18 protein-coding genes are annotated in these 24,274 nt (G+C 68.7%); 7 read left to right on the top strand and 11 right to left on the bottom strand.

Features of this window, described 5'->3' with window-relative positions; all coding sequences use genetic code 11:
* Positions 1 to 36 precede the first annotated feature (36 nt).
* From AVME950_RS14780 to AVME950_RS14815, 8 genes are all read right to left on the bottom strand, one after another.
* Positions 37 to 1,266 (bottom strand): porin, encoded by a 1,230-nt coding sequence (locus AVME950_RS14780; RefSeq protein WP_284430392.1) that lies wholly within the window; start codon positions 1,264 to 1,266, stop codon positions 37 to 39.
* A gap of 288 nt (positions 1,267 to 1,554) precedes the next feature.
* Positions 1,555 to 2,112: a nuclear transport factor 2 family protein gene (locus AVME950_RS14785; RefSeq protein ID WP_284430393.1), complete on the bottom strand. Its 558-nt coding sequence runs from the start codon at positions 2,110 to 2,112 to the stop codon at positions 1,555 to 1,557.
* Complete coding sequence (locus tag AVME950_RS14790) at positions 2,099 to 4,210, bottom strand: acetate--CoA ligase family protein (protein WP_284430394.1); 2,112 nt, start codon at positions 4,208 to 4,210, stop codon at positions 2,099 to 2,101. The genes AVME950_RS14785 and AVME950_RS14790 overlap by 14 nt, the downstream gene beginning before the upstream one ends.
* 68 nt (positions 4,211 to 4,278) lie before the next feature.
* Entirely contained in the window at positions 4,279 to 5,358 is a 1,080-nt protein-coding gene (locus AVME950_RS14795; protein ID WP_284430395.1) for an acyl-CoA dehydrogenase family protein, read from the bottom strand.
* 3 nt (positions 5,359 to 5,361) lie between these two features.
* The gene (locus tag AVME950_RS14800) at positions 5,362 to 6,579 is read right to left on the bottom strand and encodes an acyl-CoA dehydrogenase family protein (RefSeq protein WP_284430396.1); all 1,218 of its coding nucleotides are present in this window, start codon (positions 6,577 to 6,579) and stop codon (positions 5,362 to 5,364) included.
* 132 nt (positions 6,580 to 6,711) lie between these two features.
* Complete coding sequence (locus AVME950_RS14805; protein ID WP_284430397.1) at positions 6,712 to 7,707, bottom strand: Bug family tripartite tricarboxylate transporter substrate binding protein; 996 nt, start codon at positions 7,705 to 7,707, stop codon at positions 6,712 to 6,714.
* A gap of 150 nt (positions 7,708 to 7,857) precedes the next feature.
* A complete protein-coding gene (locus AVME950_RS14810) occupies positions 7,858 to 8,487 on the bottom strand; it encodes a TetR/AcrR family transcriptional regulator (protein WP_284430398.1) in 630 nt (209 codons plus the stop codon).
* 165 nt (positions 8,488 to 8,652) lie between these two features.
* Entirely contained in the window at positions 8,653 to 9,669 is a 1,017-nt protein-coding gene (locus AVME950_RS14815) for an enoyl-CoA hydratase/isomerase family protein (RefSeq protein WP_502869413.1), read from the bottom strand.
* Positions 9,670 to 9,853: 184 nt separating this feature from the next.
* On the opposite strand from AVME950_RS14815, the gene AVME950_RS14820 reads away from it, so the two are divergent.
* The 4 genes from AVME950_RS14820 to AVME950_RS14835 all read left to right on the top strand — a co-directional run bounded on the left by AVME950_RS14820 (position 9,854) and on the right by AVME950_RS14835 (position 19,594).
* Entirely contained in the window at positions 9,854 to 11,716 is a 1,863-nt protein-coding gene (locus AVME950_RS14820) for a phosphoenolpyruvate carboxykinase (GTP) (protein ID WP_284430399.1), read from the top strand.
* 318 nt (positions 11,717 to 12,034) lie between these two features.
* Positions 12,035 to 13,288, top strand: a complete 1,254-nt coding sequence (locus AVME950_RS14825; RefSeq protein ID WP_284430400.1) for an efflux RND transporter periplasmic adaptor subunit — start codon at positions 12,035 to 12,037, stop codon at positions 13,286 to 13,288.
* 52 nt (positions 13,289 to 13,340) lie between these two features.
* Complete coding sequence (locus AVME950_RS14830) at positions 13,341 to 16,502, top strand: efflux RND transporter permease subunit (protein WP_284430401.1); 3,162 nt, start codon at positions 13,341 to 13,343, stop codon at positions 16,500 to 16,502.
* A complete protein-coding gene (locus tag AVME950_RS14835) occupies positions 16,499 to 19,594 on the top strand; it encodes an efflux RND transporter permease subunit (RefSeq protein ID WP_284430402.1) in 3,096 nt (1,031 codons plus the stop codon). The genes AVME950_RS14830 and AVME950_RS14835 overlap by 4 nt, the downstream gene beginning before the upstream one ends.
* A gap of 93 nt (positions 19,595 to 19,687) precedes the next feature.
* Here AVME950_RS14835 and AVME950_RS14840 read toward each other — a convergent pair whose 3' ends face one another.
* The gene (locus tag AVME950_RS14840) at positions 19,688 to 20,128 is read right to left on the bottom strand and encodes a hypothetical protein (RefSeq protein ID WP_284430403.1); all 441 of its coding nucleotides are present in this window, start codon (positions 20,126 to 20,128) and stop codon (positions 19,688 to 19,690) included.
* A gap of 126 nt (positions 20,129 to 20,254) precedes the next feature.
* On the opposite strand from AVME950_RS14840, the gene AVME950_RS14845 reads away from it, so the two are divergent.
* The 3 genes from AVME950_RS14845 (at position 20,255) to AVME950_RS14855 (ending at position 22,650) form a co-directional block, all read left to right on the top strand.
* Entirely contained in the window at positions 20,255 to 21,223 is a 969-nt protein-coding gene (locus AVME950_RS14845) for a LysR family transcriptional regulator (protein WP_284430404.1), read from the top strand.
* A 33-nt stretch (positions 21,224 to 21,256) separates the two neighbouring features.
* Positions 21,257 to 22,102 (top strand): metallophosphoesterase, encoded by an 846-nt coding sequence (locus AVME950_RS14850; RefSeq protein WP_284430405.1) that lies wholly within the window; start codon positions 21,257 to 21,259, stop codon positions 22,100 to 22,102.
* A 125-nt stretch (positions 22,103 to 22,227) separates the two neighbouring features.
* Positions 22,228 to 22,650, top strand: a complete 423-nt coding sequence (locus AVME950_RS14855; protein ID WP_284430406.1) for a universal stress protein — start codon at positions 22,228 to 22,230, stop codon at positions 22,648 to 22,650.
* Here AVME950_RS14855 and AVME950_RS14860 read toward each other — a convergent pair.
* Together AVME950_RS14860 and AVME950_RS14865 are read right to left on the bottom strand one after the other, a co-directional pair.
* On the bottom strand, positions 22,598 to 23,266 hold the full coding sequence (locus tag AVME950_RS14860; protein ID WP_284430407.1) for a TetR/AcrR family transcriptional regulator: 669 nt from the start codon (positions 23,264 to 23,266) through the stop codon (positions 22,598 to 22,600). The genes AVME950_RS14855 and AVME950_RS14860 overlap by 53 nt on opposite strands.
* A gap of 53 nt (positions 23,267 to 23,319) precedes the next feature.
* Positions 23,320 to 24,231, bottom strand: coding sequence for a LysR family transcriptional regulator ArgP (locus AVME950_RS14865; protein ID WP_272566141.1), 912 nt, complete (start codon positions 24,229 to 24,231; stop codon positions 23,320 to 23,322).
* Between the last annotated feature and the right edge of the window lie 43 nt (positions 24,232 to 24,274).

Here is a 24,274-nt window from a genome sequence, read left to right on the forward strand (position 1 = left end):
CGTCCCCACCAGGTGGGCCTGCCCGCGGCCGCAGGCTCAGAAAGCGTGGCGTACGCCCACGTGCACGGCATCGCTGTTGCCGCTGTCGCCGAGGCCGGCCTGCGACGTCGCGCCCGTCAGCGCGTAGCCTGCGCCGTTGCGGTTCTTCACCTTGCCGTAGTCCGCATACAGCGTGGTGCGCTTGGACAGGGCATAGAGGTAAGCCACGCCGAACTGCGTGGCATCGCGGTTCAGCGGGCCGCGGTCATCCACCTTGACGACCTGCGCGAGCACCGTGCTGGACCCGAACGGTACCGCCACACCCAGAGAGGCGCTGCGGTCGTCCTGCCCGGCGTAGTAGCCCACGGTCGGAATGCCCGCCAACTGCACATTGCCATCGAGTGCCGCATGCACAGCCGGGCTGAGGTCGGCGCCGGGGTTCTTGAATGTCGCGAACGAGCCGAACAGCTTGAAGCCGCCGAAGTTGTAGGCCAGGCTGGAGTTGAGCCAGCGCACCGTGCTCAGGTCCGTGGGATGGCGCAAGGTGGTGTACGCCACCGCGCCGCTGAGCGCCTGGCCGGAATAGAACAACGCGACGGCGGCCTGGTTGGCGGCCTGGGTGCCGCCCGTGGCACTGGTGCGCTCGCCGAAGGAGTACGAGAACTTGCCGATGAATCCGGACAACGCTGGCGACTGGTACCAGACCGTGTTGTTCGCGCGGCCTGTGGCCGGCTGGATGCCCTGCAGGTTGCCGGCGCCCCCCAAACCGAAGGCATCGCCCACGGCCTGCGCCTCGGAGCTGATCGTGGTCACCGTGCGGCCCAGCCGCACCTCGCCGAAGTCGCCCGTGAGGCTGACCAGGGAACCCCGGCCGAAGAACTTGGCACCTGCGCCCTGGTTCTGCCCCGAACCACCCGTGTCGGAGTTGATGCCCGCTTCCAGCCAGAAATTGGCACGCAGCCCGCCGCCCAGGTCTTCGGAGCCCCGGAAACCGAACCGTGATCCATTCATGTGCCCGCTGTCCAGCTTGGTGATGCGCCCGCCTGCGCCGGAGGCATAGGCGATGCTGGTGTCGATCAGTCCATAAAGGGTCACGCTGGATGCGGCGGCGGCCATGCCGCCCGCAGGCGTGGTGATCTGGCGCAATTCTTCTTTCTGCGCCTGTTGCGCCCACGCTGGCGCTTGGCCACAGGCCCAGGCGGCCATGGCGCCCACTAGCACGCGTGATGGCGTGCCCTGGATGCCCCGGCGAATGCGGCCGGCTGTTTTGTTGAATATTTCCGACATCGAATGTCTCCTCACGCAGCAATATGAATCGCCACCCGCCAGGGTTGGCACATGACCGGCCACCCACAGCAAAACCATTAATTACCTGTCGACCGGTTAAAAAATGGTAAGAAAAAATCCTATTTATTTCAATGACCTACATAGCAATTGCAGGGTATGCACCGATCGATTACGGGTATTCACCGACCATCAAAGAAACCCATCCGGAAATCCCAAAAATCCAGCGCCAATGGCCCGGATTATTCATCCAGGCCATTATTGAAGCCCAACGAAAATCAGGCGTCGAAATTATCCCTCGGGTAATCCAGACAGCAGTGCATACCATGCATCCGCCGGCTTGTGCGCGCCCACAGGCATGCGCACGCCGAAGCGCTGCGCATCGGTGCCCGGGGCGGCGGGCGCCTCGCGGATCCAGTCGTAGACCACGGTGCGGGCCGCCACGCGCCATTGGCCCGCGCGGCGCTCGAAGCGGTCGATGTAGCGGCCGCACAGAAAGGTCTCGGCGGCCTCCCCCTGGGCGCCGGTACCCGTCTGGAAGGCCTGGAAGTAGCTTTCGACCGCGGCGTGCTCGCCCCGCAGTTCGATCGCGATATTGCCCAGCAGGTGCACCATCCGGCCGCCCCCCGGCAGCTTGTCCAGGGCCCAGTCGATGAATCCCTCCGCACTGCCCTGGTAGGGGCCGTGGCGGTCGGTAGCGTCGGGCCAGTAGGCGCTGCGCAGGGCCTCCGCATCGCAGCGGTCGATGCCCCGGCTGTAGCGGTACAGGCATTCGCGGATGGCATCCTTGTCGGCCAGGGCTTGCCACCCGGCCTCCAGCGCCGTCAGGCGCGCTTCAATGGGTGCCATAGGAGTCCCCTGGCGCGGGAGCGCGCACGGCGATCACGGCATCTAGGCAGGCGGCGCCCTGCACGCGCACCACCAGCGGGTTGATGTCGATGCTCTCGATCTGATCGGCATGCGAAAAGGCGAATTCCGACAGCCTGCACAGCGCGTCGGCCAGGGCCTGTTCGTCGTACTGCGGGCCGCCGCGCCAGCCGCGCAGCAACTGTGTGGAGCGCACGCGCTCCATCAGCGCCCGGGCCCGCTGCGGCGTGAGCGGTGCCGACGCGAAGGCCACGTCCTTGAACAGCTCCACGGCCGTGCCGCCCGAGCCAAACATCACCATGGGTCCGAAGGTCGGGTCCCGGTGGATGCCAGCGATCAGTTCCACGCCCCCCTTGAGCATGGGCGCCACCAACACGCCATCGAGCCGAGCATCGGGCCGGGCCGATTGCGCGCGCTGCATCAGCGCGGCAAAGCCTTCGGCCACGGCCTGCGCGTCTGGCAGGTTCAGCAGCACGCCGCCCACTTCGGTCTTGTGCACGATGTCGGGCGAGACGATCTTGGCCACCACGGGGTAGCCCATGGCGGAGGCCGCCTCGGCAGCCTCCGTGGCGCTGCGGCAGATCCGCTCGGGCAGGACGGGCAGGCCCGCGGCCGCCAGCGCACGCTTGGCGCCGTCTTCGGTGGCCACGTTCCCCAGTGGTGCGGAAAGCCCGGTCGGCGGGGGCGGCAGGTGCAGGGCGCTCCGGCGCTGGTGCACGTGGGCCAGCGCCGCCACGGCCTGCACGGCGCGCGACGGGTCTTCGAACACGGCGATGCCGTGCTGTTCCAGCGCCGCATTCACCTCGGGCCGCGAGAGCATGACGAGCACCAGCAGCCGGTGCGGATGGCGCTGCTTGAGCGCGATCAGCTCGGCCTGCGTGGCCGCGAAGCGCTGTGGCGACAGGCCCACATGCGCCAGGTAGGCGAACACGGTGCCGTAGCCGGCCTGGTCCAGCATCAGTGCCACGGTGCGCGGCACGCCCTGCGGCACGGCGGTCACCTGCGCCGTCATGTCCAGCGGGTTGCTGGCCACGGCGAACGGCAGCAGCTCCAGCGCCGCGGCCCGCGCGGCGGCCGGCAGCGGCGACAGCTGCAGCCCGCGCTCGCCCGCGTCGTCGGCCATCAGGATGCCGATGCCACCCGAGCCGGTGACCACGCCGACATCGGTGTTCTGCGGCAGCCGGCCCGTGGTGGAGTGCAGGTAGGCGATGTCGAGCATCTCCTCGATTGAAGCGGCGCGCCAGGCGCCGCACTCCTCGAACACCGTGGCGTACACCGCGTCGTCGCCGGCCAGCGAGCCGGTGTGCGTGGATGCGGCGGCCGCGCCCAGTTCCGTGCGCCCCACTTTCATGATGACCACGGGCTTGCCGGCATGCGCGGCCTTGAGCAGAGCGGCGCGCAGGCGATCGCCATCGCGGCAGGACTCAAGCGCCGCGCAGATGACGCGCGTATCGGGGTCGTCCACGAGGTAGTCGATGCACTCGGCGACATCCACGTCCGCCTCGTTGCCCGTGGCCACGATCTTGCTGAAGCCCAGGCCGCGCAGCGATGCCGCGCCGTAGGCGGCCGAGCCGAAGGCCCCGCTCTGGGTGGCCAGGGCGATGGGGCCGGGGCGCGGCTTTAAGCCATTGAGCGCCGTGGAGAAGGTGGCAAAGAAGCGCGTGGGCACGTTCAGCAGACCCAGGGAGTTGGGGCCGACCATGCGCACCCCGGCATCGCGGCACAGGCCCACGATGCGGTCCTGCAGCGCGCGTCCCTCGGCGTCCACCTCGGCAAACCCGGCCGTGAGCACCTGGATGGCCTTCACGCCCTGGGCGATGCTGTCACGCACCGCCGCCTCCACGCCCGCCACGGGCACGCAGATGATGGCGTGGTCCACCGGGTGCGGGATGTCGCGCACGCTGGCGTAGGCCGGCAGGCCCTGGATGGTGTCGCCGCTGCGGTTGACGGGGTACAGCGGCGCCTCGAAGCCCCCTTCGAGCATGAAACGCAGCGGCCTGCCGCCGATGCGTTCGGGGTCCGACGAGGCGCCCACCAGGGCGACCGACGTGGGGTGGAACAGCGGGTGCAACGAATGCATGGGAAAGCGTCCTTCTGTACGGGGGTCTCTGTCTGGTCGGTTCGGAAGGCTGGCGTGGCCAGGGCGGCTCAGTGCAGCGCGGGCCGAGCCAGGCGGTCCAGGTGCGCGAAGCGATCGCCCCACTGCAGGCTGCAGGCCAGCGCGTGCATGGCCAGACGCGCCGCGGGCAGTTCGCGCGACATGCCGATGCCCCCGTGCAGCTGGATCGCGGACTCGGCCACCTGGCGCCCCGTGACCGACAGGTAGAGCTTGACCAGCGCGATGTCTCGCGGCGAGCCGCTGGCGGAGCCCTCACACAGGTCCAGCACCTGCCGGCGCACCATGCCGCGCACGTTCTCGTAGGCCACGTACATCTCCACCACGCGGTGGCGCAGCGCCTGGAACGTGGCCAGCGCCACGCCGAACTGCACGCGCGTGGTGAGGTACTCGATGGTCTGCTCGATCATCGCGCCGATAGCGCCCACGGTCTGGGCGCAGGCCAGCAGGCCACCGACAGCGCTGGCGCGCTCCACGCGGGTGCGCACGTCCTCGCCCTGCGCCAGCACGCTGGACGCCGCCAGCGTGACGCCGGTCAGGGCGATGTCGGCCGTCTGACGCCCGTCGATGCCCAGCCAGGTACTGGCGTGGCCCGGCACCGCATCGCGCGGTGCCAGCACCAGCAGCGGCTGGCCATCGTCCTGTGTGGCGACGAACACGAAGTGCGTGGCGGGCTCGGTCAGGTCGGCGCCATGCAGGCGGCCGTTGAGAGTGAGGCGATCGCCATCGCGCACGGCAGCCAGGGGCACCGGGCCCATGTCCAGCACGGGGCAGACCGAAGCCTCGCCCGCGGCCATGGCCCGCAGCACGTTGCTGGCGCCCGGCAGGCCGGCCAGCAGCAGGGGCACCACGGCGCAGCGCGCGGCCAGGGGCTGCGCCAGGGCATGCCGGCCCGCGGCTTCGGCGATGGCGGCCACATCGCCCAGCGAGGCGCCGGCACCGTCGTGCGTCTCGTCGATCAGCACCCCCTGCCAGCCCAGCTGCAGGAACTGGTTCCATGTCTCGCTGGGCTCCTGGGATTCGAAGGTCTCTGCCACGGGCGCCGCAGCAGCCACGCGGGAGGTGGTGTCATAGAGGTCGCCGGGGAACATCGGCGTGGCGTGGAATGTCATGGGTCAGGCTCCGAAAAGGTCGCGGGCGATCACGTTCTTCTGCACTTCGCTGGTGCCCCCGGCGATGGTGCGCGAGCGGTAGAACAGGTAGGTGTGGATGAGTTGGCGCAGGGGGTCGTCTGAATCGTCCGCCACTTCCTGCCCTGTGGCCGCGACCGTGTCGACCAGGCGTGCGGCGTACTCGGGGCCGGCGATGTCCAGCGCGATGCCGATGAGCTGCTGGGACAGGTCCGAGCAGTAGAGCTTGAGCGCCGACGATTTCGAGGCTGCCAGCGTGCCTTGCATCTCCTCCTGGATGGCGCTCAGCAGCATCTCGCGCGCGCCCGCCACGCCGGCCTGGGCCAGGTACAGGCGTTCGAGCAGCACATGCTGGCTCGCGCTGGGCGCCGATCCGCCAGCGCCGCGTGCGCGCAGCAGATCCCCAACCTGCTCAGCCAGCCGGGCCAGGCGAGGCACCGTCGCGGGCGAGAGCCGCTCACGGTCGAGCAGGAACTTGGCGCATTTCCAGCCCTCGCCTTCCACGCCCAGGAGGTTGGCGACAGGCACGCGCACGTCGTGGAGGAACACCTCGTTGACGTGGTGCCAGTGGTCGATCGTGGGGATGGGCCGCACCTCGATGCCCGGCGTGTCCATGGGCACGAGCAGCAGCGAAATGCCGGCCTGCTTGCGCCCTTCGTTCGACGTGCGCACCAGCGTGTACATCATGTCGGCCTCCTGCGCGTGCGAGGTCCAGATCTTCTGGCCGTTGATCACGTAGTGGTCGCCGTCGCGCACCGCCGCCGTCTTGAGCGACGCCAGGTCGGAGCCCGCGCCGGGCTCGGAGTAGCCCTGGCACCACCACTCGCTGCCGTCCAGGATGCGCGGCAGAAAGCGCGCCTTCTGCTCGGGCGTTCCGAAGTGCATGATCACCGGGCCGATGTGGCCCAGGCCGTGGTGGTACTGGGGCGGGCAGTCGGCCTGCGCGGTGACCTCCTCGAACAGGTAGCGCTGCTGCAGGTCCCAGCCCGTGCCGCCGTATTCCACCGGCCAGTTGGGCGCACCCCAGCCGCGCGCGAAGAGCTTTTCCTGCCAGATGCGGTACTCGTTGCGCGTGACCTTCTGGTTGTTGCGAACGACCTCCTTCAGGGCCGACGGGCATTCGGACTCGGCGAACTGGCGCAGTTCCTCGCGGAAGGCATCGTAGGGGTCGAGGGTGTGCGATGAAGGGAGGGAGATCGTCATGGTGCTTGGAAGTGCTGGGGCGCTAGCCCCGGTTCATTGCAGAAAAGAAGGAAGCCACAGCCCTGGACCATGCGGTAGAAGGCCGCGGCGTGGCGGCTGCGCGCGCAGGCGGGGTAGAGGCCACGGCACGCATCAATCCAGTTGAATGTTGCGTTCACGGAAAACGGGGGCCCAGCGCTCGCTCTCCGCGCGCAGGTAGGCCGCGAAGGCCTCCAGGTCTAGGTTGCGGGGCTCGACACCGGCACGCTCCACGGCCTCGCGCACGGCGGGCTGCTCCAGAACCTGGCGCAATTCGGCATGCAGCCATCGCTGCAATGCCGGCGCAGTGGATGCCGGCAGGAAAAAGCCGAACCAGCCCCCTGCGGCGAAATGGGCCAGCTCCGGCACGCCGGACTGGGCAATGGGCAACAACTCGGGCGCCCGGGCCAGCGGGGCGGTGCTCGCAACACCCAGCGCCCGCAGCCGTCCGCTGCGCACATGGGACAACGACGCCACCGAATCGAACATGGCATGCACTTGCCCGCCCAGCAGATCGTTCAGCGCGGGCCCATTGCCGCGGTAGGGCACATGCACGATGTCCATGCCCGTGAGGGACGCCAGCAGTTCTGCGGCGATGTGCGGACTGGATCCGTTGCCGGACGAAGCGAACACCAGCTTGCCCGGGTGTGCCTTGCCGTACACCACCAACTCGGCCACCGACGTCACGGGCAGGCGCGTGCTCACGTACAGGACGCTGGGCGTATCGCCCACCATGGCGAGGGGAGCCAGGGCGCGTGGATCGTAAGGCAGCTGTTTCATCAACAGCGGATTGGCGATGTAGCCGAATGCCGTGAGCAGCAGCGCATGGCCATCGCCCGGCGCGCGCGCCACCACCGCCGTGCCGATGGTGCCGCCCCCGCCGTTGCGGTTGTCGACCACCACTGGCCGGGACCACCGCGCCGAGAGGGCCGACGCGATCGGGCGTGCCAGGTTGTCCGTCAGGCCTCCAGCGGCGTAAGGCACGACGATCTGGACGGGCCTGGCCCCCACCAGTCCCTCAGCGCCCACCACGCCTTGCGCCCGCGCCTGGGCACAGGCCAGGCCTGCACTCCAGGGCAACAAGAGGAAATGGCGTCGGTCAGTGCGCATGGGTAGACTCCTGCGAAAAGTCTACTAAACGGCCGGCAAGTAAATGAACAGGGAAAACCCGCGCCGCGCGCCAGGAAGGCCAGAAACGAACAAGCCGCCCCGGCGCAGGCCGGGGCGGCTTGGGGGGTGCCCGGGAGAAGGTGGCGCGCTTTACTGCAGCAGGCCGCCGAACGCCATGTCGAGGTACTGCTCGATCACCTGCCGGGTGGTGAGGCGACCTCCGGGCGAATGCCACCGCGCGATGTGGTTCAGCATGGACAGCAGCATGCGCCCGGCCATGGCCGGGTCCACCGCACGGAACTGCCCTGCCGCGATGGCCTGCGCGATGCTGTCGCGCAGCAGGTGTTCGTACTCGTCGCGCAGATAGACGGCCATGGCACGCGGGTCAACCGCGCTGCCGGACCAGAAGGCGTTGGAGCCAGCGATCCAGGAATGGCGGCTGCGGTCGAGGAAGTCGGCCGACGACTGCATGAACAGCCGCACCTTGTCGACCGGCGTGGCGCCCCCGGCCATCGCCTCGCGCACGGAATCCACCAGCGCCTGCATGGATTCCAGCACGATGCGCTCGTAGAGCGCTTCCTTGTTGGGAAAGTGGTAGTACAGCGCCGCCTTGGTGATCTTGGCCTCTTCGGCGATGTCACGCAGCGAAGTGCCCTCGTACCCGCGCTGCGCAAACAGGCGGCATGCAATGTCGATGAGCTGTTCCTGCCGGGTGTCGGAGCGGGTCGTGGGCGCCGAGTCGACGGGGTCGTTCGCCGAAGCGGCTGGACGGTTTGCCATAGGGGGAGGCCTCCTCTCTTTTGTAGTTCTGGCACCCGGCCGGGCGGCGGATCGGCGCCACCCCGGTGCCACAAACCCCTCGCATCGCTGCGATGGGGATGGTGTCTTGCAGCCTCCATTTTGCAGCAGCGTCCTGGGCGCAGGCCCGGCTGCTCTCTCTGCCCGTCAGCGGCCCACGTAAACCGGAGCGCGCTTTTCCAGGAAGGCGCGCTGGGCCTCCTTGGCATCCTCCGTCTTGGACAACGCGACGGTGTTGCCCTGCTCGTAGCGATAGGCATCGCGCGATGGCATCAACTGCGTCAGTCGCGCGGCCTCCTTGGCCAGCCGCAGCGCAATGGGGCTCTTGGATGCGATCTCGCGCGCCAGGTCCATCGCGTAGGGCATCAGTTCCTCGGCAGGCAAGCAAGCCTCCACCAGGCCCAGGCGATAGAGTTCGGCGCCACTGACCTTCATGCCGGTGAAAAACATGCGACGTGCGCGTGAACGGCCGAACACCTCCTGCAGGAAAGTCACGCCCCCTGCGAGCCCTACGTTGATCTCAGGCATCGACACATAGCAGTCCTCGGAAGCCACCCAGATGTCAGAGGCCATCACCAGACCGAAGCCCGCACCCATGGCGGGCCCGTTGATGGCCGCGATGACGGGCTTGGAGCATTCGACAACTGCGTAGAACGATTCGCGCACTAGCCGGTTGTGGCGGCCGTAAGCGCCCGCGGTCGCACCGAGGTTGGGGCGCTCGCGGATGTCGGCACCTGCGGAAAAAACTTTGCCTGCGCCGGTCAGCACCACGACCGAGACGTCCTCCCGATCCGACAATTCATCGAATACCTGCGTGATCTCGGCACGCAGCTCCGCGTTCTGGGCATTGACCGGTGGCCGGTTCAGCGTCACGACGGCGATGCGGTCCTGCACCGCGAGTTGCAAGGTCTGGAAGTCCATATATCTCCTTGTGTGGCATGGAATCTCGCCACGGCCAAAACACTGCAATCCATTTTTTACCTGCCGGGCGGTAATTGAACTTTCGGAGAAATCCGCAGCGCACGCAAGCAGGCGACTACGGAAAAACCGGCAGATTTGTCCCGGCAGCGACATGGCAGTCCAGATCATGCTCAACACATAACCCCATGCCTTTTTTGCATAAAAGTAATGCCTGTCTGACAGACAGGCGCGGGTGGGATTCATAAAATCGTCATCCCAGCCGACCCGCGGACCCTGCAGCTCTCGCCGCACTCCCCGCCCGCCGACTGAGCATCCAGCCGTTTTTTCAAAGGCAGCGCTCAGAAGACCCATGCGCAGGCCCCCACGTCGCGCCGCTCGTCGGCAGCTTCCTTTGAAAAAACTGTTTTTCAACTTCAGGAAGCTCCCGATGAACGCACCCACCATGCAAGGCCTGGATCTCAAAGCCCCCGCCTACGTCAAAAACGCCCGCCTGCTCGCCTGGGTGGCCGACATGGCCGTCCTCTGCAAGCCCGACGCCATCTACTGGTGCGACGGCTCTCAGGAAGAGTACGACCGCCTCTGCCAGCAACTGGTCGATGCCGGCACGTTCCAGAAACTCAATCCCGCCAAGCGCCCTGGCAGCTACCTTGCCTGGTCTGACCCGAGCGACGTGGCCCGCGTGGAAGACCGCACCTACATCTGCTCCGCCCAGAAGGAAGATGCCGGCCCCACCAACAACTGGATGGCACCGGCCGAGATGCGCGCCACGCTGCAGCCGCTGTTCGACGGCTGCATGAAGGGCCGCACCATGTACGTGGTGCCGTTCAGCATGGGCCCGCTGGGCTCGCCCATCGCACACGTGGGCATCGAACTGTCCGACAGCCCCTACGTCGCCGTGAACATGAAGATCATGACCCGCATGGGCCGTGCCGTGTACGACGTGCTGGGCATGGAAGGCGACTTCGTGCCCTGCGTGCACACCGTGGGCGCCCCGCTGCAGGCCGGCCAGAAGGACGTGTCCTGGCCTTGCAACAAGACCAAGTACATCGTGCACTACCCCGAAACGCGCGAGATCTGGTCGTATGGCTCGGGCTACGGCGGCAACGCGCTGCTGGGCAAGAAGTGCTTCGCGCTGCGCATCGCTTCCACCATGGGCCGCGACCAGGGCTGGCTGGCTGAGCACATGCTGATCCTGGGTGTCTCGAACCCCGAAGGCAAGAAGTACCACGTGGCCGCCGCCTTCCCGAGCGCCTGCGGCAAGACCAACTTCTCCATGTTGGTTCCGCCCAAGGCGTTCGAAGGCTGGAAGGTCACCACCATCGGCGACGACATCGCCTGGATCAAGCCCCAGGCCGATGGCAGCCTGCGCGCCATCAACCCCGAGGCCGGCTATTTCGGCGTGGCCCCGGGCACGAACTACCACACCAACCCCAACTGCATGGCCAGCCTGGACAAGAACGTGATCTTCACGAACGTGGCGCTGACCGACGATGGCGACGTGTGGTGGGAAGGCATGGAAAAGGACACCGGCAAGCTGCCCGACCACCTGATCGACTGGCAAGGCAAGGACTGGACGCCCCAGATCGCCAAGGAAACCGGCGCCAAGGCCGCACACCCCAACGCGCGCTTCACCGTGGCTGCCACCAACAACCCCGCGCTCGACGAAGCCTGGGACGACCCCAAGGGCGTGAAGATCGACGCGTTCATCTTCGGCGGCCGCCGCTCCACCACCGTGCCGCTGGTGACCGAGGCCCGCAACTGGACGGAAGGCGTCTACATGGCCGCCACCATGGGCTCCGAGACGACTGCCGCCGCCGCCGGCCAGCAGGGCGTGGTGCGCCGCGACCCGTTCGCCATGCTGCCCTTCATGGGCTACAACATGAGCGACTACTTCCAGCACTGGCTGAACATGGGCGAGAAGATCGCTGCCGCCGGCGCACAACAACCGAAGATCTACACCACCAACTGGTTCCGCAAGGGCGACGACGGCAAGTTCGTCTGGCCCGGCTATGGCGACAACATGCGCGTGCTCAAGTGGATGATCGACCGCATCGAAGGCCAGGCCAGCGGTCAGGACACGCCGATCGGCACCGCCCCTCAGTACGGCGAGATCAACTGGACGGGCATCGAATTCACCCCGGTCCAGTTCGACACGGTCACCCGCATCGATGCCGCCGCCTGGGCCGACGAGCTGAAGCTGCACACGGCCCATTTCGATCAACTGGCCTACCACCTGCCTGCCGCATTGCTCGACACGAAGGCCGCGCTGGAAAAGCGTCTGGCTGGCTGATCCCTTCGCGCACGGGGTTCGGTGGCGCCACGCCACCGAATGGCCGTTCGATGTAAAGCGCCCGGTCCGCACAGCGGCCCGGGCGCTTTTTCGTGGTGGCACAGATCACCTTCCAATTAAAAGTCATTATCATTTAGACCGTTCTTTCGGCTAAATTCGCAGGCGGCCAACCCTGACCGGGCATCGCACCGCACACGTCCCCACCGCCCCGTCTTCGCATGGGACCGACAATGCCGCTGCAACTCCCGGTTCGCCGGGTTGCGCACCGGCTTCCTGCGCCCGCGGCGCTGGCACTCTTCTCCCCTCGACGGGCCCGACATGGTTGAAATGGTTTCTGAGCGGATGCCGGCGGCATCCACACGCCGTCTCTGGCTGCGGCTGCTGGGCTGCGTGGTGCTGGTGTTGCTGGCCTGGGTGGCGTGGTATCTCATATGGCGCCAACCTGCGCTGCAGGAAACGGGGCCCAGTCCCTGGAGCGGACCCATTCCGGTGCGCCTCGTGGGTGTGCAGCGGCAGGCCATGGACGAGCAGATCAAGGCCATCGGCACCGTGACTGCGCTGCAAAGCGTGACCGTGCGCAGCCGCGTGGACGGCCAGTTGGCGCGCGTGCTGTTCCAGGAGGGCCAGGAGGTGCGGCGTGGCCAGGTGCTGGCCGAGATCGACCCCGCGCCCTTCCGCGTGAAGCTGGCACAGGCCGAGGGCCTGCAGCAGCAGATGCAGGCGCAACTGCAAAGCGCGGAGCGCGACGTGGCGCGCTACCGCACGCTGCTGCAGCAGGACTCCATCGCGCGGCAGCAGCTGGAAACCCAGGAAGCCCTGGTGGCCCAACTGCGCGGCAGCCTGGCGACTGCGCGCGCCCAGGTGCAGGAGGCCCAGTTGCAGCTGTCGTACACGCGGATCGAGGCCCCGGTGGCCGGCCGTCTGGGCATGCGGCGGGTCGATGCGGGCAATCTGGTCGCGACGGCCGATGCCCAGGGCATGGTGTCCATCACGCAGACGCACCCCATCACAGTGCTGTTCGCCATTCCCGAAACCCAGCTGCCGGCCGTACGTGCCGGCGCACGCGGTGCCCGGCCCCTGGTGGTGCAGGCTTGGGACCGCGCCGAAGCCGCCCTGCTGGGAACCGGGCGGCTGACCACCCTGGACAACCAGATCGACACGGCCACCGGCACCTTGCGGCTCAAGGCCCAGTTCGACAATGCCGACGACGCGCTTTTTCCCAACCAATTCGTCAACGTGCGGCTGAAAGTGCGCACGCTGGAGAATGCCCTCGTTGTGCCGGCGGATGCAGTTCAGCACGGCAGCCAGGGGCCCTACGTGTACACCGTGCGGGACGGTAAAGCCGTGCTGCGCCGCGTGGCGCTGGGTGCCAGCGATGGCGAGCGCCTGGTCGTGACCCAGGGCTTGGCCGAAGGCGATTCCGTCGTGCTGGAAGGGCTGGATCGCCTGCGGGACGGCATCGACGTGGCGCAGGTGGTGGATGGCGAGCCCCCTCAGACCGCGCATCAGCTGCAGCAGCGCGCAAAAGCGCAGGCCGCGGCAGCTTCCACCTCCGCCAGCACGGCGCGCTGATGGCGCTGCACCGCAACGCCCGAACCACCGCCGCCCTGGTACTGCCGCCGCCATGAATCTTTCGCGCCCGTTCATCCTGCGCCCGGTGGCGACGCTGCTGCTCATGCTGGCGTTGCTCATCGCAGGGGCGATCGCCTGGCGCCTGCTGCCGGTAGCGGCGCTGCCGCAGGTGGACTACCCCGTCATCCAGGTGTTCACCTTCCACCCGGGCGCCAGCCCGGATGTCACGGCCCGTGCCATCACCGCGCCGCTGGAGCGCCGGCTCGGGCAGATCCCGGGGCTGCGGCAAATGTCGTCCACCAGCTCCAGCGGTGCCTCGGTCATCACGCTGCAGTTCATGCTGGACGCGGACCTGGCCGTGGGCGAGCAGAACGTGCAGTCCGCGCTCAACACCGCGGCCAGCCTGCTGCCCGCCGACCTGCCCGCACCGCCGATCTACCGCAAGGTGAACCCGGCCGACGCGCCCATCCTCACCCTGGCCATCACCTCGACGAGCCTGCCGCTGCACGAGGTGCACGACCTCGTGGAAACGCGCATGGCGCAAAAGCTCGCGCAGCTGTCGGGCGTGGGTCTGGTGAGCCTGGCCGGCGGTCAGCGCCCGGCTCTGCGGGTGCGGGTCAACCCCACGGCGTTGGCGGCGCAGCAACTGGGCATGGAAGACGTGCGCCGGGCGATCGCGGGCGCCAATGCCAACCAGCCCAAGGGCAGCTTCGACGGCCCGTACCGCACCACCTTGCTGGACGCGAACGACCAGATCACCTCGCCGGACGCCTACCGCCGGCTCATCGTCGCCTGGCGCACTCCCACCGGCACGGTGGCGTCCAACCCGGCCGTCGCCGGCACGGGCACTGCGCCGCCGGGCGCTCCGATCCGCCTGGGCGACGTGGCCACCGTCGAATCCGGTCCGGAAGATCGCTTTCTGGCCGCATGGGCCGACCGGCAGCCGGCCGTGCTGCTCAACGTGCAGCGGCAACCGGGTGCCAACGTGATCGACGTCGCCGACCGGGTGCGTGCCCTGCTGCCCCAGCTCACCGCCACCCTGCCCGCCGCCTTGGACGTGGCGCTGCTCACCGACCGCACACAGAGCATCCGCGCCTCGGTGCGCGACGTGCAGCTCGAGCTGGTGTTCGCGGTGGGTCTGGTCGTGCTGGTGACCTTCCTGTTCCTGCGCAGCGCCACCGCCACCTTCATTCCGGGCGTGGTGGTGCCGCTGTCGCTGGTGGGCACCTTCGGCGTGATGTACCTGCTGGGCTTTTCGGTCAACAACCTGAGCCTGATGGCGCTCACCATCGCCACGGGCTTCGTGGTGGACGATGCCATCGTCATGCTGGAGAACATCGCGCGCCACCGAGAGCAGGGCCTGCCGCCGCTGCAGGCGGCGCTCAAGGGCGCTTCGGAGATCGGGTTCACCCTGGTCTCGCTCACCGTGTCGCTGGTGGCCGTGCTGATTCCGCTGCTGTTCATGCGCGACGTGGTCGGGCGGCTGTTCCACGAGTTCGCACTCACGCTGGCCGTGGCCATCGGAATCTCGCTGCTGGTGTCGCTCACGCTCACGCCGATGATGAGCGCCCGGCTGCTCAAGGCCCCCCTGCACGCGCCGCCCGGCGAAGGCAAGGGCACGGGCTTCATGGACCGCGTGCTCGAACGCTATGGCCGCGCGATCGATGCGGTGCTCGCGCACCAGGGCCTGACGATGCTGGCGATGCTGGCCACGTTGGTCCTCACCGTCCTGCTCTACCTGGCCGTGCCCAAGGGATTCTTTCCGGTGCAGGACAGCGGGGTGGTCCAGGTGGTGACCGAGGTGGCGCCCGACAGCTCGTTCACCGTGGTGTCGAAGCGCCAGCAGGCGCTGGCCGACGCACTGCTGCAGGAGCCGGACGTGGCGAGCCTTTCGTCCTTCGTGGGGGTGGACGGCAGCAATGCCTCGCTCTCCAGCGGGCGCATGCTCATCAACCTGCGCGCCCATGGAGAACGGCAGGCCAGTGCCCGCGCCATCCTGGACAGCCTGCGCGCCCGCGCGCGCCAGGTGGGCGGCATCACGGCCTGGTTCCAGCCGGTGCAGGAACTCTCCATCGAAGACCGTGTGAGCCGCACGCAGTACCTGTTCACCCTGACCACGCCGGACCCGGCATTGCTCGACACCTGGGTGCCACGCCTGGTGGAGCGGTTGCGCGCCCGCGCCGAACTGGCGGACGTGGCCAGCGACCTGCAGCAGCAGGGCCGGCAGGCGCACGTGGAGGTGGACCGCGACGCCGCTGCGCGCCTGGGCCTCACCGTGGCCGACATCGCCACCGCCTTGCAGAACGCCTACGCCCAGCGGCAGATCGCCACGCTGTTCACCCAGGCCAGCCAGTACCGCGTGGTGCTGGAGGTCGATCCGCGCCACGCACGCGGGCTGGATGCGTTGCAGACCACGTTCGTGTCCACGCCGTCCGGGCGCAGCGTGCCGCTGGCGGCCGTGGCGCGCATCACCCAGCAGCCCGCGCCGCTGCAGGTCCTGCAGCAAGGCCAGTTTCCGGCGGCCACGGTGTCGTTCAACCTGGGCGCGGGCCACTCGCTCGGGGCGGCCGTGGCGGCCATCGAACGGGAGCTTGCGGCCACCGGCCTGCCGCCCCAGATCGAGACGCGCTTTCAGGGCGCGGCCGAGGCGTTCCGTGCATCGCTGTCCAACACGCTGTGGCTGGTGCTGGCAGCGGTGGTCACCATGTACATCGTGCTCGGGGTGCTTTACGAAAGCACCATCCACCCCATCACCATCCTTTCCACGCTGCCCTCGGCCACCGTCGGCGCGCTGCTGGCCCTGCTCGTCAGCGGCCGCCCGCTGGACCTGATCGCGGTGATCGGCATCGTGCTGCTCATCGGCCTGGTGAAGAAGAACGGGATCATGATGGTGGACTTCGCCCTGGATGCGCAGCGCCGCCTCGGGCTGCCCGCGCACGAGGCCATCCGGCGTGCAGCGCTGCTGCGCCTGCGCCCCATCCTCATGACGACGCTGGCCGCCCTGGTGGGCGCGTTGCCCCTCATGCTCGCACAGGGCTCGGGCGCGGAGTTGCGCCAGCCGCTGGGCATCGTGATGGTGGGCGGGCTGGTGGTCAGCCAAGTGCTCACGCTCTTCACCACCCCCGTGGTGTATCTGTATTTCGACCGGCTGGGCCAGCGGCTTTCCCGCCGCCGTGCGGCCTGGCAGGACGGCACGGCGGGCAGCGGGCCATGAACCTGGCGCGCCTGTGCATCCGCCGCCCGGTGGCCACCTCGCTGCTGTCGCTGGCGCTGGTGCTGATGGGCCTGCTGGCCTGGCGGCTGCTGCCGGTGGCGGCGCTGCCGCAGGTGGACTACCCCGTCATCCGCGTGAGCGCCAGCCTGCCCGGCGGCAGCCCCGAAAGCATGGCCGCCACCGTGGCCGCTCCACTGGAGCGCGCCCTCGGTGCGATTGCCGGCGTGGCGGCCATCTCGTCCAGCAGCAACCAGGGCACGACGGAGGTGAAGCTCGAATTTGTGCTGGGCCGCGACTTGGATGCGGCCGCGCGCGACGTGCAGGCGGCGATCAACGCAGTGCGCAGCCAGTTGCCGGCGGGCATGAAGGGCAACCCGACCTTCCGCAAGATCCAGTCGTCCCAGCGGCCCATCGTGGTGCTGGCGCTGTCGTCGCCGGACCTGGCGCCCTCGGCGCTGTACGACGCCGCCTCCACGATCCTGGCGCAGAAGATCGCGCAGGTGCCGGGTGTGTCCGATGTCTCGGTCGGGGGCGCCTCGCTGCCGGCGGTGCGGGTGCAGCTCGATCCGAGCGCCCTGGCGCACCAGGGGCTGTCGCTGGACGAGGTGCGGTCGGCCATCGTGCGGGCCGGCTCGGTGCAGCCCCTGGGCGCGGTGGAAGAAGGCGCCCGCCACTGGCCCCTGGCGCTGGATGGCGCGCCGGCCCGCGCGGCCGACTACGCGTCGCTCGTGGTGCGCTGGGCCGAGAACGCCCCGGTGCGCCTGTCCGACGTGGCCCGGGTGACCGACTCCACCGAGAACCGCTACAGCAGCGGCTTTCACAACGAGCGCGATGCCGTCATCCTGCAGGTGCGGCGCCAGCCCGGCGCCAATACGGTGGCGACCGTGGACGCGATCCGTGCGCAGTTGCCCTACCTGCGCACGCTGGTGCCTGCGAGCGCGCGGCTGGACATCGTCGTCGAGCGTTCGCAGGGCATCCGGGCTACTCTGCGCGAGGCGCATCTCACGCTCGCTCTGTCGGTGGCGCTGGTGGTGGCCGTGGTGGCGGCCTTTCTTGGGCGGCTGCGCACGGCGCTCATTCCCACCGTGGCGATCCCGGTGTCGCTCATCGGCACGTTCACGGTGATGTACCTGGCGGGCTTTTCGCTCAACAACCTGTCGCTCATGGCCCTCATCGTGGCGGCCGGCCTGGTGGTGGACGACGCCATCGTGGTGCTGGAGAACGTGGAGCGCTACATCGAACGCGGCATGACGCCGTTGCGCGCCGCGCTGCGCGGCGCGGGCGAGGTGGGTTTCACGCTGGTGGCGATGACCCTCGCCCTCGTGGTGGTCTTCGTCTCGATCCTGTTCATGGGCGGCGTGGTGCAGCGGCTGTTCCGCGAGTTCTCCATCACGCTGGCGGCGGCGGTGGTGATCTCGCTGGTGGTGTCCCTGACGCTCACGCCCGTGCTGTGCGCCTATGGCCTGCGCGGGCAGCGCAGCGCACGCCAGGCACAGGCGCGGCATGCCTGGACCGCTCGCGTGGGGGCCGTCAGCGCCGCGATGCTGGCCGACCTGCGCCACGGCTACGACCGCAGCCTGGGCTGGGCGCTGCGCCACAGCTTCGTGGTGCTGCTCGCCTTCCTGGCCGTGGTGGGCGTGAACGTATGGCTCTACCAGTCGCTGCCCAAGATCATGATGCCGCGTCAGGACACCGGCATCGTCCACGCTTTCATCCGCGGCGACGATGGCTTTTCGTTCCAGGTCATGCAGCCCAAGATCGAGGCCTACCGCCGCCTGCTGCTGGCCGACCCGGCCGTGGCCCACGTGGCCGGCACCAGCGGCGGCAGCGGCAGCATCGCCAACAGTTTTTTCATCGTCAGCCTCAAACCTCTGGCGGAGCGTGGCGGCGAGCCGACGCAAGCCGTGGTCAACCGGCTTCGCGAGAAGGCGCCAGCCGTGCCGGGCGGGGTGCTGAGCCCCAGCATCGAGCAGGACATCCAGATCGGCGGCGTGTCGTTCGGCGAGGCCGATACGGCCGTCATCCTGCGCTCGGGCGAAGTTCGCTCGCTGCGCACCTGGGCCCGGAAGGTGTCGCTGGCCATGGGCGAGGCACCGGAATTCACCGACGTGCAGGCCGTGAGCGACGGTGGCGCGCAGCAGGTGGTGGTGGACATCGACCGCGAGGCCGCGCAGCGGTTGGGGGTGGACATGCAGACCGTGGCGTCCGTGTTGAACAACTCCTACGCCCAGCGCCAGGTGACCACGCTCTACGACCGGCTCAACCAGTACCGCGTGGTGATGGAGGTGGACCCGCGCTTCACTTCGCAGCCGCAATCGCTGGCGCAGATGCAGGTGCTCACCCCGAACGGATCGCGCGTGCCGCTCACCGCCTTTGCCACGTGGCGCTACGGGCTGGCGGAGGACCAGGTGTGGCACGACGCGCTGTTCGCGTCGATGTACATCGGCTACAGCCTCGCCCCCGGCGTGACGCAGGAGCAGGGCCAGCGTGCACTCAACGCCGTGATGGCGCGCGTGATGCTGCCCGCCTCGGTGCACCTGGCGCCGTCCGGGGAAGACGCGGCACGGTCCAGCGCGGTGCGCTCGCAGCCCTGGCTCATCCTGGGCGTGGTGCTGGCCGTGTACCTGGTGCTGGGGGTGCTGTACGAGAGCCTGGTGCACCCGCTCACGATCCTCTCCACCGTCCCGCCGGCGGGCGTTGGCGCGCTGCTGGCGTTGTGGCTGACCAACACCCCGTTCAGCCTCATGGCGCTGCTGGGGCTGTTTCTGCTCATCGGCGTGGTCATGAAGAACGCCATCCTGATGATCGACTTCGCGCTCGACGCCCAGCGCCGCGAGGGGTTGCCGCCGCAGCAGGCGATCCGCCGTGCGGCGGCGCTGCGGCTGCGCCCGATCCTGATGACCAATCTGGCAGGCCTGCTCGGCGCGCTGCCCCTGGTGCTCGGCACGTGCGAAGGCTCCGAGCTGCGCCGGCCGCTGGGCCTGGCCATCATGGGGGGGCTGGCGGTCAGCCAGTTGCTCACGCTGTACACCACCCCTGTCATCTATTACGGCCTGGAGCGCTGGCGCCAGCGGTGGCTGGCAGGGGGTTGAGGATCCCGTACCCGGCGCACCATGAAAAAGAAAAAGGGCGCCTGGTGAGGCGCCCTTGATGGGGAGACTTCGCGGCCGGTCCGGCCCCCGATCTCAGTAGTAGCGGCGGATGTTGTCCACCGCGATGCCGTTCATGGCACGGCTCAGATCGGCCATGATGCGGGCGTCGTACAGTGCGGCGTTCCAGGTCTTTTCGTCTTCGGCTTCACGGCGGCGGGCTTCGGCCCAGGCCTTGTAGCCGGAGCGCAACACGGCGCTGGCGCGGCGGGCGGGACCGGCCAGCAGGGCCAGCGCGGCGAAGGCGATCACCCACATGACCATCCAGGCGGCCAGCATGTGGCCTTCTGCGCGGGTGTCGACCACTTGGTTGGCGACCACCAGCACGGCGGCCACGACGGCGGCCAGCAGGAGGGAGGATGCGCCCCGTGCGCCGTCCAGGCTGGCGGCAGCGCCCCTCAGGGAAGCGGCGAAGCGCTCTGCGCGCTGCACGCCGGGGTGTTCGGTGCGGTATTCGATGTGTACAAAATTTGCCATGATGAGAACCCTTTTCAGACGCTTTTGGCGAAATTGCCGGGCGAATGGGTGAATCTTAGGGTTTACCCCATGGCTGTTCCACTTTATATTTTGAATCTCAGTCATTCATTGAAGTGATGGTTCAACATGCTACCTCTCAACTTCCGCTCGCTTGACCTGAACCTGCTGCGCGTGTTCGATGAGGTGATGACCGAGCGCAACCTCACCCGAGCGGCGCACAAGCTGTCGCTCACCCAGCCGGCCGTGAGCAACGCGCTGCGGCGCCTGCGCGAGGTGCTGGGCGACGACCTGGTGGTGCGCAGCGGGCAGGGCGTGCAGCCCACGCCCCGGGCGCTCACACTGTGGCCGCCGGTGCGGCAGGCCTTGGCGCAATTGCAACAGTCGCTGGCGCCGGGGGATTTCGACCCTGCCACCGCCAGTTCCACGTTCGTGCTGGCCATGGCCGACGCCACGGGCGCCACGCTGATCCCGCCGCTGGTGGAAATCATCGAGCGCGAGGCGCCCGGAGTGTCCGTGCGCGTGGTGCCGCTCACCACGCGCGATCCGCGCAGCATGCTGGACGACGAATCCGCCGACATGGCCGTGGGCTACTTCCCCGCGGTGATGGCCGACCTGACCGCGCGCGCCCAGACCGACAGCGTGGTGGCCTTCGAAAGCGTGCGCCTGTACGACGGCGAATACGTGTGCGTGATGCGCCACGGCCACCCGCTCGCCCAGGTGCCGATGACGCTCGACCTGTACTGCAGCGCGCGCCACCTGCTGGTGAGCTTTTCCGGCAAGCCCTACGGCTTCATCGACGAGGCGCTCACCGCGCTGGGCCGCGAGCGGCGCATCGTGCTCACGGTGAACCAGTTCTTCACCGCTGGGCGCGTGGTGACCACCACCGACCTGCTCACCGTGCTGCCGCGCCACTTCGTGGGCGTGGCCAGCATCGCCGGCGAACTGGTGTGGCGCCCGCTGCCCATGCCGCTGCCCACGGTGCATGTCGATGCGCTGTGGCACCGCCGCCGCCTGCACGATGCGGCCCACCGCTGGCTGCGGGGCGCGATGGCGCGCTCGGCCCTGCCCACGGCCCGGCGCCCTCCCGTGGCCTGACGGCGGCACCGCGCCAGCCTCCACAATCGGCGCATGAAGATTCAACTGCTGTCCGATCTGCACCTGGAAGCCCACCCTGCCTTCGCCCCCAGCCCCGCCCCGGGCGCCGACGTGCTCGTGCTGGCCGGCGACATCGGCTCCTACCAATCCGGCTCTCAGCTGGCCGACGACGACTTCGGGCTGGCGCGCTTTTCCCCGCTGCCGCAGTTCGCCGGCTGGCCGACCCCCGTGCTGTTCGTGCCCGGCAACCATGAATACGACATGCAGGATTTCGACGCCGCCCAGCAGCGCCTGCGCCAGGTGTGCGACCGCCTGGGCCTGATCTGGCTGGAACGCGAAAGCGTGGTGCTGGAGGGCGTGCGCTTCGTCGGCACCACCCTCTGGAGCGACTTCGACGCGCTGGCCGAGGACGAGGGCAGCACCGACCTCGCGCGCCGCCTGCGCCAGCGCGAGAAGGCCTTTCGCGCGGCCAACTTCTACCTGCGCAAGACTGGCGGCACCCGCAGCGGCGAGCCCTTCCTGGCCGAGCCGATGCGCGAGCAGTCCCTGGCCTGCCAGGCCTGGCTGCGCGACGCGCTCGCGCGCCCGTTCAACGGTCCCACCGTGGCCGTGACGCACTTCGCCCCGAGCCTGAAAAGCGCCGACCCGCGCTACGGGCTGATTCCCGGCACCGCGGGGTTCTGCAATGCGCTGGACGATCTGCTGCCCCATGCCCAGCTGTGGATGCACGGCCACCTGCATTCGCCGAGCGACTACACGGTGCAAGGCGCGCGGGCCGATGGAACGCCCTGGCGCTGCCGCGTGGTGGCCAACCCGCTGGGCTATGCCCGCAAGGGCGAGCAGGACACCTTCTCGCCGCATTTCACCGCCACCGTATGATCGTTCGCAGGTGCCGGCTTCCACGCCGGCGCTTTCGCCGCGCAGGGCATACAAAGATGACGCAGGTCAAGACAACAGGCGCACGCGCAGATTAGTCTGGTCCCTTCTCTTTTGGAGACGTCTTCATGAACATCCTCCTCGCCGTCGACGGCAGCCCGTACACCAAGAAAATGCTCGCCTACCTCGCCACCCACGAGGAACTACTGGCCGGCACGCACGACTACACCGTGGTGACCGTGCAGCCCGCCCTGCCGCCCCGCGCCCGCGCGGCCCTGGGCAAGGAAACCGTCGAGAAATACCACGCCGAAGAGGCCGAGAAAATCATCGGCCCGGTGGTCAAGTTCCTCGCCCGCCACGGGGTGGTCGCCCAGCGGATCGTGAAGACCGGTCCTATCGGCGAAACCCTCGGCAAGGTGGCGGACACCGGAAAGTTCGACCTGCTCGTGATGGGCTCGCACGGCCACGGCGCGCTCGGCAAGCTGGTGATGGGCTCGGTCAGTACCCAGGTGCTGGCGAACAGCCAGGTGCCGGTGCCGCTGGTGCGCTGACCCCTTGCGCGGCCAGGCCGCCGAAGCACGTCTCCACCGCCCAGTCGAGGATGCGCGCATCGGTGTACCGCCCGGTGGCGCGCAGCATGGCCGGCAGCGGGTCGGCCGAACGGGCCAGCAGCGCCCACAGCACCACGTCGGGCGGCCACTGGGCGTTCAGTTGGCCGGCCTCCTGGGCTTCCACGATCCAGGTGGTGATCCGCGCGCTGGCGGTCTGCAGCGACGCCTGGTAGCGCTCGCAGTCGCGCAGCGGCCCGGCCAGGCCGGAGTTGCGGCTTAGCAGCAGGGGCATCTCGTCGGTCAGCTGCAGCGAGAGCATCCAGCGCAGCAGCGCCTGCAGGCGCTCGATGGCGGACTGGCCGGGCGGCACGCCCTGCAAAAACCCTTGCAGCCGGTCCACGGCATGCACCATGGCGGCGGCGCACAGGTCGTCCTTGCCGGCGAAGTGCTTGTACAGGCTGGCCTTGGCCACGCCCACTTCGGCGGCCACGTCGTCCAGCGTCATGGCCTCGAAGCCCTTTTCGCCGAGCAGGCGGCCCGCAGCCGCCACGATGGCCTCTTCCCGTGCCTGGTGCATTTGCGCCTTGAAGGAGGGGCGGGACGGGGGCGTGTTCATGCGGCGCATCTTAGCGACCGGCCGCGGCCCCCGGTACCGGGACAGCCCAGGGCCTACACCGCCAGCATGCGGGCCGCGGTGCGGGTCAGCGCCTCGGACAACGCATCCAGCACCTCCGATTCGAGGTTCCAGCAGTGCCAGTACAGCTGGATCGGCAGCGAATGGCCGGGCGCCAGGTCCACCAGGCTGCCGTCGGCCAGCGCCCCGCGCACCAGCAACTCGGGTACCACGCCCGCGCCCCAGCCGGCGGTGGCGGCGCGCACCTGGCCTTCGGAACTGGGCACGAACAGGTGGTGCAGCGCCACGCGCTTGAGGCCGAAGGCGCGCATCACGAACTCGGCCTGCATGTCGTCCTTGCGGTTGAACGACAGGAACGGCACGTCGCGGAAGTTGTGCGGCGTGAGCCCGTGCGGCAGGTAGCGCGCCGCCAGCGCCGGCGAGGCCACCGCCACGTAGTGCATGGCCCCGAGCGGCACCACCTTGCAGCCGCGCAGCGCCTGCTTGAGCGTGGTGACGCAGCCCAGCACCTGGCCCGAGCGCAGCCACTCCTGCGTGAAATCCTGGTCGTCCACGATGATCTCGACGGGCAGGCGCTGGCGCACCAGATCGTGCAGCGCCTCCAGCGCCCAGGTGGCAATGCTGTCGGCGTTGATGGCAATCGAGATGCGCTCGTCCTCGCGCGCGCCGCCGGGGGCGCTCGGGGCGAGTTCCTGCAGGTCGCGCTCCAGGTCGGCGCGCAGCAGGCGCAGCTGCTTGGTGTGCTTGAGCAGCAGCTGGCCGGCGGTGGTGGGCTTGAGCGGCCGGCTGCGCACGATGAGCACCGAGCCCACCTGCGCCTCCAGGGCGCGCAGCCGCTGCGAGACGGCCGACTGCGTGACGTTCAGGCGCTGGGCGGCGCGCTCGAAACCGCCCTCCTCCACGATGGCGGCCAGGCATTCCAGTGCGGCGGGATCAAAGCTGCTCATGGGCGTGCGTGCATTAGAGGTTCTGATGAATTTGGATGAAGTT

The organism is Acidovorax sp. SUPP950, from assembly GCF_030158935.1.
Lineage (GTDB): Bacteria > Pseudomonadota > Gammaproteobacteria > Burkholderiales > Burkholderiaceae_C > Paracidovorax.

Excerpts from the sequence above, each read along its gene's own strand:
- AVME950_RS14780 (WP_284430392.1), bottom strand. The coding sequence starts at position 1,266 with ATGTCGGAAATATTCAACAAAACAGCCGGCCGCATTCGCCGGGGCATC.
- AVME950_RS14785 (WP_284430393.1), bottom strand. The coding sequence starts at position 2,112 with ATGGCACCCATTGAAGCGCGCCTGACGGCGCTGGAGGCCGGGTGGCAA.
- AVME950_RS14790 (WP_284430394.1), bottom strand. The coding sequence starts at position 4,210 with ATGCATTCGTTGCACCCGCTGTTCCACCCCACGTCGGTCGCCCTGGTG.
- AVME950_RS14795 (WP_284430395.1), bottom strand. The coding sequence starts at position 5,358 with ATGACATTCCACGCCACGCCGATGTTCCCCGGCGACCTCTATGACACC.
- AVME950_RS14800 (WP_284430396.1), bottom strand. The coding sequence starts at position 6,579 with ATGACGATCTCCCTCCCTTCATCGCACACCCTCGACCCCTACGATGCC.
- AVME950_RS14805 (WP_284430397.1), bottom strand. The coding sequence starts at position 7,707 with ATGCGCACTGACCGACGCCATTTCCTCTTGTTGCCCTGGAGTGCAGGC.
- AVME950_RS14810 (WP_284430398.1), bottom strand. The coding sequence starts at position 8,487 with ATGGCAAACCGTCCAGCCGCTTCGGCGAACGACCCCGTCGACTCGGCG.
- AVME950_RS14815 (WP_502869413.1), bottom strand. The coding sequence starts at position 9,669 with ATGAATCCCACCCGCGCCTGTCTGTCAGACAGGCATTACTTTTATGCA.
- AVME950_RS14820 (WP_284430399.1), top strand. The coding sequence starts at position 9,854 with ATGAACGCACCCACCATGCAAGGCCTGGATCTCAAAGCCCCCGCCTAC.
- AVME950_RS14825 (WP_284430400.1), top strand. The coding sequence starts at position 12,035 with ATGGTTGAAATGGTTTCTGAGCGGATGCCGGCGGCATCCACACGCCGT.
- AVME950_RS14830 (WP_284430401.1), top strand. The coding sequence starts at position 13,341 with ATGAATCTTTCGCGCCCGTTCATCCTGCGCCCGGTGGCGACGCTGCTG.
- AVME950_RS14835 (WP_284430402.1), top strand. The coding sequence starts at position 16,499 with ATGAACCTGGCGCGCCTGTGCATCCGCCGCCCGGTGGCCACCTCGCTG.
- AVME950_RS14840 (WP_284430403.1), bottom strand. The coding sequence starts at position 20,128 with ATGGCAAATTTTGTACACATCGAATACCGCACCGAACACCCCGGCGTG.
- AVME950_RS14845 (WP_284430404.1), top strand. The coding sequence starts at position 20,255 with ATGCTACCTCTCAACTTCCGCTCGCTTGACCTGAACCTGCTGCGCGTG.
- AVME950_RS14850 (WP_284430405.1), top strand. The coding sequence starts at position 21,257 with ATGAAGATTCAACTGCTGTCCGATCTGCACCTGGAAGCCCACCCTGCC.
- AVME950_RS14855 (WP_284430406.1), top strand. The coding sequence starts at position 22,228 with ATGAACATCCTCCTCGCCGTCGACGGCAGCCCGTACACCAAGAAAATG.
- AVME950_RS14860 (WP_284430407.1), bottom strand. The coding sequence starts at position 23,266 with ATGAACACGCCCCCGTCCCGCCCCTCCTTCAAGGCGCAAATGCACCAG.
- AVME950_RS14865 (WP_272566141.1), bottom strand. The coding sequence starts at position 24,231 with ATGAGCAGCTTTGATCCCGCCGCACTGGAATGCCTGGCCGCCATCGTG.